6 protein-coding genes, 1 pseudogene and 1 riboswitch are annotated in these 8,262 nt (G+C 58.3%); all 7 genes and pseudogenes read left to right on the top strand.

Annotated elements, in window-relative coordinates; genetic code table 11:
* Nucleotides 1–482 precede the first annotated feature (482 nt).
* Nucleotides 483–573, top strand: a riboswitch (SAM riboswitch).
* A gap of 74 nt (nucleotides 574–647) precedes the next feature.
* The 7 genes and pseudogenes from JCM19049_RS05530 (at nucleotide 648) to JCM19049_RS05500 (ending at nucleotide 7,978) form a co-directional block, all read left to right on the top strand.
* On the top strand, nucleotides 648–1,475 hold the full coding sequence (locus JCM19049_RS05530) for a substrate-binding domain-containing protein (RefSeq protein ID WP_054821072.1): 828 nt from the start codon (nucleotides 648–650) through the stop codon (nucleotides 1,473–1,475).
* Entirely contained in the window at nucleotides 1,433–1,693 is a 261-nt protein-coding gene (locus JCM19049_RS05525) for a hypothetical protein (RefSeq protein ID WP_054821071.1), read from the top strand. Before JCM19049_RS05530 ends, JCM19049_RS05525 begins: the two co-directional genes overlap by 43 nt.
* Before the next feature lie 128 nt (nucleotides 1,694–1,821).
* Nucleotides 1,822–3,213 carry a sugar ABC transporter ATP-binding protein gene (locus JCM19049_RS05520; RefSeq protein ID WP_054821070.1) on the top strand — a complete coding sequence of 464 codons (1,392 nt, stop codon included), beginning with the start codon at nucleotides 1,822–1,824 and terminating at the stop codon, nucleotides 3,211–3,213.
* Nucleotides 3,214–3,420: 207 nt separating this feature from the next.
* Complete coding sequence (locus JCM19049_RS05515) at nucleotides 3,421–4,212, top strand: ABC transporter permease (RefSeq protein WP_279402536.1); 792 nt, start codon at nucleotides 3,421–3,423, stop codon at nucleotides 4,210–4,212.
* Nucleotides 4,213–4,335: 123 nt separating this feature from the next.
* Nucleotides 4,336–5,277 (top strand): ABC transporter permease, encoded by a 942-nt coding sequence (locus tag JCM19049_RS05510; protein ID WP_054821068.1) that lies wholly within the window; start codon nucleotides 4,336–4,338, stop codon nucleotides 5,275–5,277.
* A gap of 12 nt (nucleotides 5,278–5,289) precedes the next feature.
* A pseudogene (locus JCM19049_RS05505) lies at nucleotides 5,290–6,726 on the top strand (LLM class flavin-dependent oxidoreductase).
* Between the two features lie 208 nt (nucleotides 6,727–6,934).
* The gene (locus JCM19049_RS05500) at nucleotides 6,935–7,978 is read left to right on the top strand and encodes an acyl-CoA dehydrogenase family protein (RefSeq protein WP_279402535.1); all 1,044 of its coding nucleotides are present in this window, start codon (nucleotides 6,935–6,937) and stop codon (nucleotides 7,976–7,978) included.
* The last annotated feature ends 284 nt before the right edge of the window (nucleotides 7,979–8,262 follow it).

Below are 8,262 nucleotides of genomic sequence, written 5' to 3'. Positions count from 1 at the left end.
ACCGCCACTGCAGCCGCGCCCGGCTGAGCAGCACCGCCGTGGTCAGCCCGGTCAGCCCGGCCCCACGACCACCACGTCGTAGCGTCCATCGGATTCGAAGTCATCGGTGTTGATCTGCGCGCTGGTGCGCTGCCATGTCGAGGTCATGATCCTCCTGAAGGATTGGGTTGCTCGGGCCGCCACATGTCGATGCCCTGACCGTAGCCACGCACGCACCAACACCCAACCCCTCCAAGGGACTTTGAAGCTGGGATGGCGGAGTACACCTACGCAATCGCGAGCGCAGAAAGTACCAAGCTCGCTTTGAAAACTCATAGATGTCCATGGGTGGGGCGTCATATGACGAATTGTGCGGTCATATTGATCCGTCCCAGTGTCATGAAATCCGGTGTTTCAGCGTTTTGCTACGACTCATTTCCTTCTGAGTCCGCCGGTGAAGGAGAGGCTTACGGCCCGCCAAACCGAAGTGGTGGAATCGAAGAACACCATCCAGAGCGGCCGAGAGACCTGGCTCGTCGACGCCGCAGCAAGTCCGCTGTACGCGGATAGTGCTACTGCCAGGTTCGATGGAACTGGGATGACCTGTGCGCAGTGCGGTGCATCCCGGAATTCCTCGGCAACAAGTACGACCAAAAGAGAGGATTTCCGTGACGCGCTCCGTGAAAACCATGGCCCAGATCGTAGGCATCGGGTTGGCTGCGACTACCTTGCTCTCCGCGTGCTCCCTCAAGGAGCCCGTTAGGCCAGCGAGTGCTCCGATCGCCAAGGAGGACATCAAGCCCGTTGCGCAGGCAGAGGTGGCTGATGCGCCTTCCCTGGAAGGCAAAACGGTGGGTATCGCAGCCAAGGATATTGTTCACGACTTCAGCCGAACTGTGTACGAAGAACTACAGGCCAAGATCGGGGAGCTGGGCGGCGAGGTGATTGCGACGCAGGCGGAAGCCAAGGACGACAAACACGTTGCCGACATCGAGAACCTCATCGCTCAATCGCCGGATGCGATCGTGGTGATCCTAGGTGACGCGCAAACGCTGACTCCTGCCCTGGCGAAGGTGGATGAAGCAGGAATCGACCTGTTCACCGTGGATTTTCAAAGTGAGTACTCGAAGAACAACGTCACCAGTGATAACTGGAACATCGGCACGACCTTGGCGCGCACTCTTGCTGAAGACATCGACGGGCAGGGGCGGATTCTCGCATTCAACGGCTTTCCCGGAGTGACTCCATGCCGGATCCGTTACGAAAGCCTCAAGCTGGTGCTGCAGGAATATCCAGAGATTCAGATCATTGACCCTGAACTGCAGGACAAATATGAGGGAACGATCGAGGATGCCAAGAAACAGGTTCAGGACCAGCTACGCCGATTGCCGGAGGGCGAGATCGATGCGGTTTGGTCGTGCTGGGACATGCCCCTGATAGGGCTGCCCACGCGGTGGATACCTCGAAAGACGCCGACATCGGACTGTACGGAGTAGATGCCGAGCCTGGTGCCCTGGACCTGATCGCCAATCCGGAAAGCTCATATCGCTTCACCGTTGCTCAACCCACGGCTCAGATGGCTGCCCAATCGGCGGTGAACGTCGCGAAGTACCTTGCCGGCCAAACCAGCGAGGTCCCCAAGACGAGTTATGTGGATCCGGTGTTCGTCACCAAGGACAACGTGGAACAGGTGCGCAATGAGCTCGGGATCTGACCTCCTTCTAGAAATGCGGGGAATCACCAAGTCCTTTGGAGCCGTGACCGTGCTCGACCGGGTGTCGCTGAGCCTTCGCAGCGGTGAAGTCTTGGGACTGGTTGGGGAAATGGTGCCGGAAATCTACCTTGATCAAGATCCTCACGGGCCTCTACACCCTGGACTCCGGCAGCATCCAGCTGGATGGAGAGCCGGTTTCCATTACTCGTCCGGCGGATGCCGAAGCGAGGGGTATCCGGGTTATTCATCAGGACCGGCACCAGGCCGGACGGCTCACCGTCGCCGAACAGCTATACCTAGGCTCGGAGGTCTTGGGAAGCAGCTGGCGACGAGTTCGCGAAGAACAACAGCGCGCCACCGCCGACATTCTGCGTTGCACGGGTCAAAAGATTGATGGGGCCGCGTTTATCGAGGAGCTGAGTGTCTCTCAACAGCAGCTGATACAGATCACCCGAGCCGTCCTCACCGGGCCGAGGATCTTGATACTGGACGAGCCCACGGCGCCTTTGGCAGCGGAGGAAGTGCGCCAGTTATTCGGTACCATTGCGCACTTGCGTGAGACGGGTGTGGGAATCATCTTCATCTCGCACTATTTGCAGGAACTGCGCGAAATCACTGATCGAATCACCGTGTTGCGTAATGGTCAGAATGCTGGCGATGCCTGCTTCAACGCCGGTGACACCATAGACGACGTCGTGCAGCTGATGGTTGGTTCCGCCGTTTCCGAGTTCGAGTCGGGGCGCCAACCTCGTCGCTGGCTCTCGGAAGAACCTGCATTGGTTCTGAAAAATGTTGGGATTCCAGGCCAGCTCAGCAACATCAACTTGGAAGTGCACCCTGGTGAAATCGTCGGTGTGACAGGTCTTGTCGGTTCTGGGATTGAATCCCTGGCTGATGCCGCTACGAGCAGGACGAAGGCCCACGGCACCATCTGCCTGTGGGGTCAGCGAATCCGGTCCATGGCTGATTTTGTTTCCCGTGGCGGCGGCTACGTTCCAGCTGACCGCCGGGATGACGGGATCTTCATACGCAACACAGTCCGAGAAAACATAGCCGCAGCGAGCCTCAAATCCTTGGGGCGACGGCTGGGATTCACTGCGCTGTCCCGCGAGCGCGAGCAGGCTAGAACGTTGATCCACAAGCTGGACGTCCGGCCGGCGGACCCCGAAGCCGTGGCTTCCCAGCTCTCCGGAGGCAACCAGCAGAAGGTTGTTCTTGGAAAGTGGCTAGCTCACGGAGCCCGCGTCCTGGTCTTGGACCAGCCCACTGCAGGGGTTGACGTCGGAAGCCGTGCAGAGATCTATCGCCAAATCAATGAACTCGTCGATCAGGGCGCTGCCGTACTGGTTGTCACCGTTGATCTAGAGGAACTGGTAGGTATCGCCGACCGTATCGCGGTGCTCTACCGGGGGCAGCTCCTCGGGCAGCTGCCCGGTGCGTCGACAACAACGGATCAAGTGCTTCGCCTGGCCTCCGCCGGGGACACCTCTCTCGACTCACAGGAGCAGGTAAACGCATGAGCATTCAGACACTTCAGAAAACTTCGTCAGAAAGTGGACGCTCAGAGCGTCTGTCGACCATTGCCTTGCGCAGATGGTTCGGCTACGCGGCACTGGGCGCCGTCCTGCTGGTTTTTGTTCTGGGATCCCATATTTTCTAAGCGGACAGAACCTCGCCACAATCCTGAGCCAAGCAGCAGTTACAGGCATCGCGGGGTGGGGTTGGCCGTGGTCATCATCAACGGTGGTGATGACGTGCTCAACGGGGGCATCGACTTATCCAACGGTGCCGTCGCTGGTCTTGCGGGAATGACGACAGCGCTACTCAGTGCGCACGGACACTCGGCTATCGTCGCAGTGGCTGGCGGTATAACCGTGGCGCTAATCATTGGTTCCGTAAATGGAGTGTGTGTGCTCCTGGGATTGCGACCGCTACTGGCCACCTTGGCCACGATGGGCATCGCAACTTCCCTGGAATTGGTGCTGAGCCAAAACATCAAGATCGGACTTGAAGACCCTTTCCTCATTGCACTACGAGACGCTTCGTGGCTCGGCATCCCCATCGCGGCATGGGTTCTCTTTGCCGTGGGGATGCTCGGATGGTGGGGCTTCGGACGTACTCGGTGGGGTGTGAACTGTTACGCGACAGGACAGAATCCCGTCGCAGCAGAAGTCTGCGGTGTATCGCCCAAGCGCTACCGATTCGGCAGCTACATTATTGGGTCTGCGCTCGCCGGCGTAGCTGGTGTGCTGCTATTGACCCGCCTTTCGGCGGCCGTGCCGGGCATTGGCACACAAATTCTGCTCGACATCATCTTGGTTGCCTACATGTCGACGATTTTCTCCCGACGTCGTCTGGTCTCGGTGCCGGGTACGGTCCTCGCAGCCCTGTTCGTGGCCGCCCTGGGCAACGGATTGACGTTGTTGGGAGTGGCGAGCCAGTGGGTGAGCGGAGCCAAGGGTGCATTGATCCTCTTGGTCTTGGCGAGCATGACCCTACGTGGAAGGAGCCGGGTATGAGCACGAGTCAAACATTGGAACGCGTAAACGCTGTCGACCAGGGAACCCCAACGTTCGCGGGTAGAACAAAGGCAAGTACCTGGAGCCCGTCTCGTTTGATCGCTCCGGCGGCTGGGCCTGATCTTGCTGACCTTCTCGGTTCTATCCCCGGTATTTCTCACGGTTGGAAACCTCGTGGGCATCCTGGGGCAGGTCTCGCTGCTGGCGATGGTGGCGGTTGGTTTGACCGTAGTCGTCCGGGCTGGGGGAATTGATCTGTCCGTTGGTGTGTCCCTGGACCTCGGGGCACTGGCCAGCGCCTGGCTGATAGCCGACGGCTACCGGGCCTGGGTTGCAGTTGTTGGCGGACTGCTAATCGCACTCGTTGTTGGAGTGGTCAATGCCCTACTCATCGTTGCCTTGCGGATTCCCGCTTTCCTTGCCACTTTGAGTATCTGGTTCGTCGGGACAAGCGCCCAACAGTTGCTTACCGGTGGTGGCGCTCCGATCTACTTGTCGGCCCCTCGTGTTCCAGAAGGTTTCGCGGTGCTAGGCCGCGGCTACTTCTTGGGTGTAGATGCCGCTGTCATAAACACCGCCGCCGTCGTGCTTGGCGTGGGGCTGCTGATTGGAATTACCCGCTACGGACGAACTCTTACATTGACCGGGGAACAACCAAGCGCAGCTCGCATCAGTGGCTTGCGGACCGCGCCATTACTGTCCAGTGCGTATGTTTTTTGTGCATTGATTTGCGGCTTCGCCGGGGTCATTCTTGCTGCACGAACTAATGGATATGTCCCTGCCAGCGGCCAGGCCTATCTGATGGATGCCATCGGCGCCGTCTTTATCGGCGCGACATTGAGCAGGTTCGGCAGAGTATCGGTGCCCGGCACGATTGTTGGAGTCCTGATCTTTGCCTTGCTCAACAATGGCATGAATCTCTTGGGTCTCTCATTCTTCTGGCAGGGACTCGGCCGCGGCATCGTACTTTTGGCCATCCTCCTACTCGGGGTTTTGCTGCAACACTCCAACAACGCCTCCGCAACGCATTGGACGCGTTGGCTTCGCACCACCAAATCGTCTTAGAAGGGAAACAGCATGAGCAACAGAATTCACTTGAACGCCTTTGACATGACGTGTGTGAGCCACCAGAGTCCAGGCTTGTGGAGGCACCCGGAGAACCGGGCTGATGAGTACAACAGCCTTGAATACTGGGTAAGTTTGGCCCAAACCTTGGAACGCGGAGGATTTGACGCCCTTTTCCTTGCCGACGTATTGGGAATCTACGATGTATACCGCAATTCCAGCGCGCCGGCCCTGTTGGATGCCGATCAGGTACCGCTGAACGATCCCTTTATGCAGGTCTCGGCCATGGCTGCTGCGACACAGCGTTTGGGATTCGCGGTCACCGCGGCCCTCACGTATGAGCAGCCCTACGCACTGGCCAGGAAATTTTCGTCCCTTGACCACCTGACGCGAGGGCGTATCGGCTGGAATGTCGTGACCAGCTACCTTGAGTCAGCCGCCCGCAATCTTGGTCTTCACCGACAGCTGGATCATGATGCCCGCTACGACATTGCCGACGAGTTCATGGAAGTGGTCTACAAACTCTGGGAAGGCTCTTGGGAGGAAGGCGCTGTCATCAAGGACCGCTTCCGAGGCATTTACACCGACCCAACGAAAGTCCATCCCATCAACCACCACGGCAAGTACTTTGACGTGCCTGGTATTCACCTCAGCGAACCGTCCCTGCAGCGAACTCCGGCAATTTTCCAGGCAGGAGCCTCACCTCGCGGTCGACGCTTCGGCGCTCGGCATGCCGAAGGCGTCTTCCTGAATTCAATCAACACAGCTGTAACGCGCCGTCAGACCGATGCGATTCGTGAGGAGCTTGAAGAAGCAGGTCGTTCACGAAACGACGCGAAGATCTACGCATTGATTACAACCGTAGTAGCCGACTCTGATGCCAAGGCGGAACGCCTTTATCGCGAGTACCAGCAGTATGTCTCCCGCGAGGTGCCATGACTTTCTACGGAGGCTGGTCGGGCCTGGACCTAAGCCGTTACGCGTCCGAGGAAGAGCTCAAGTATCTAGACACTAATGCCGCGCGTTCAGCATTGTCGATCTTTACCACTGCAGACCCCGGTAAATCGTGGACTCCGAATTCCATCGCCGACTACTTGGGGATCGGTGGGATCGGACCTGTGCTTGTCGGGTCCGCCGAAACCGTCGCCGACGAAATCGAACGTTGGGTGGATGAGTCAGGCTAGATGGTATCAACCTCGCCTACGCAATCACCCCGGGTTCATTCGAACAGTTCACTGATCTCGTTGTTCCGGAACTTCGCAAACGCGGAAGGACCTGGAGCGACTACGAAGGTTCGACCTGAGGGAATACGTTGCCGGATCCGGAAATCTCAGAGTCAACGACCAGCATCCAGCAGCTGCTTACCGAGGCGCCTACACCAACCAGCCATCGGCCGCCGACAGCAAGGCCAGCCCGACACCCGAAATCGTTCTGACCGGCAAGAACTAGCATCAGAGAGGTACTCCATGACAAGCACCGACATCGCCCGGGCGACGTTGCCCCGGACCCCGTTTGAAGGGTACGCCTCAGAGGAGGAAATTAACCATTGGGCAGCAGTCGCGCAACAGGTAGCCGACACTCTCGCACTCGATGTCCTAGATCGAGACAGAGCGAATAATCAGCACGAGCCGAGGTGCAATTGCTGCGGTCTTCGGGCTTGCTGAATCTGCTGGTGCCAAAGCAATATGGCGGAGCCGGTGGACACTTTGAGACAGCGTTTCAAGCCGTCCGCATTTTGGCCTCCGTTGATGGTTCCCTTTCACAGCTGCTGGCGTACCACTACTCCAACCAGACGGGGATCGCGTTCTACGCCGCTCCCGAACAGCAGGAAAACTGGTGGCGCTTGACGGCAGAAGGCGGATGGCTCTGGGGCGATTCAGTCAATCCAGTCGATCCGTCGCTAAAACTCACGTACCACGGAAACGGATACGTTCTTTCCGGACACAAGCGTTTTTGCACCGGTTCAGGTGTTGGTGACGTGATCATCATCAATGCCGTGGTCGATGGCGGGCCGAAGCACGGGCAGGATCTTGCTTTTGTCATTGAGGCTGACCGCCAAGGAGTGGAATTGCTTGATGACTGGGATCATCTCGGGCAACGGCTAACGGCTTCCGGATCGGTCAAGTACCACGACGTGCAGATCACGGACGATGACGTTCTGGGTGTCGTCACCGATGAGCCAATCTCCACCCTGCTCACGCCCGGGGTGCAGCTTGGCTTTGCCAACTGCTACCTTGGAGTGGCTGAGGGAGCGTTAGCCCACGGCCGCCAGATCCTGCTGGAGCGCAAGAATGCGTGGCTCTTTTCAGATGCCGAAACTTATTCCCGTGATGCAATTTTCCAGCGGACGATTGGGGAGCTGAAAGCGCGTACGGCAGCAGTGGCGGCACTGGCGGAGAAACTGAACCGCCGCTATGACCGCGAGGTCGGACGTTCTGCTGATCTGACCGCTGAGCAACGATGGGATTTCGCAGCGGCCATCGCTGAATTGAAAGTTGTCTCCACAGAGGTCGGAATCGAAGTGGCAAACCGCATCTACGAGGTGACGGGGGCTAGCTCAACGAAGAGCGATGTGGGGCTTGACCTGTACTGGCGAAATATCCGCACCCATACCCTTCATGACCCGGTCGACTACAAGAAGATCGAAGTCGGCCAGTATTACCTCCACGGGGACACCCCGCCTCTTTCGTTGTATACCTAAAGTTGTTCGAACCTCTCGGAGGCCGAAACCAACAGATTTTCCAGACTCGTTGGCGCCGTCGTTACCGTTCTCTGGACGGCGCCAACGTTCCACTTCATTCAGGAATTGATGATGACTCTTCAAGCTATTAATGCCAACCGCCTGCAGCGCCTGCGAGCCCGCTTCGCGCCAATCTTCGAGTCTATTGCCGCCGGGGCGGTCGAACGCGACCGCACCGGCCAGTTGCCCTTCGCCGAGATCAGGCAACTGGCCGACGCCGGGTTCGGGGCGGTGCGCGTGCCCGA

The organism is Arthrobacter sp. JCM 19049 (genome assembly GCF_001310435.1).
The sequence above is the reverse complement of the archived record's forward strand: the minus strand, read 5'-3'. Positions and strand labels throughout refer to the sequence as shown.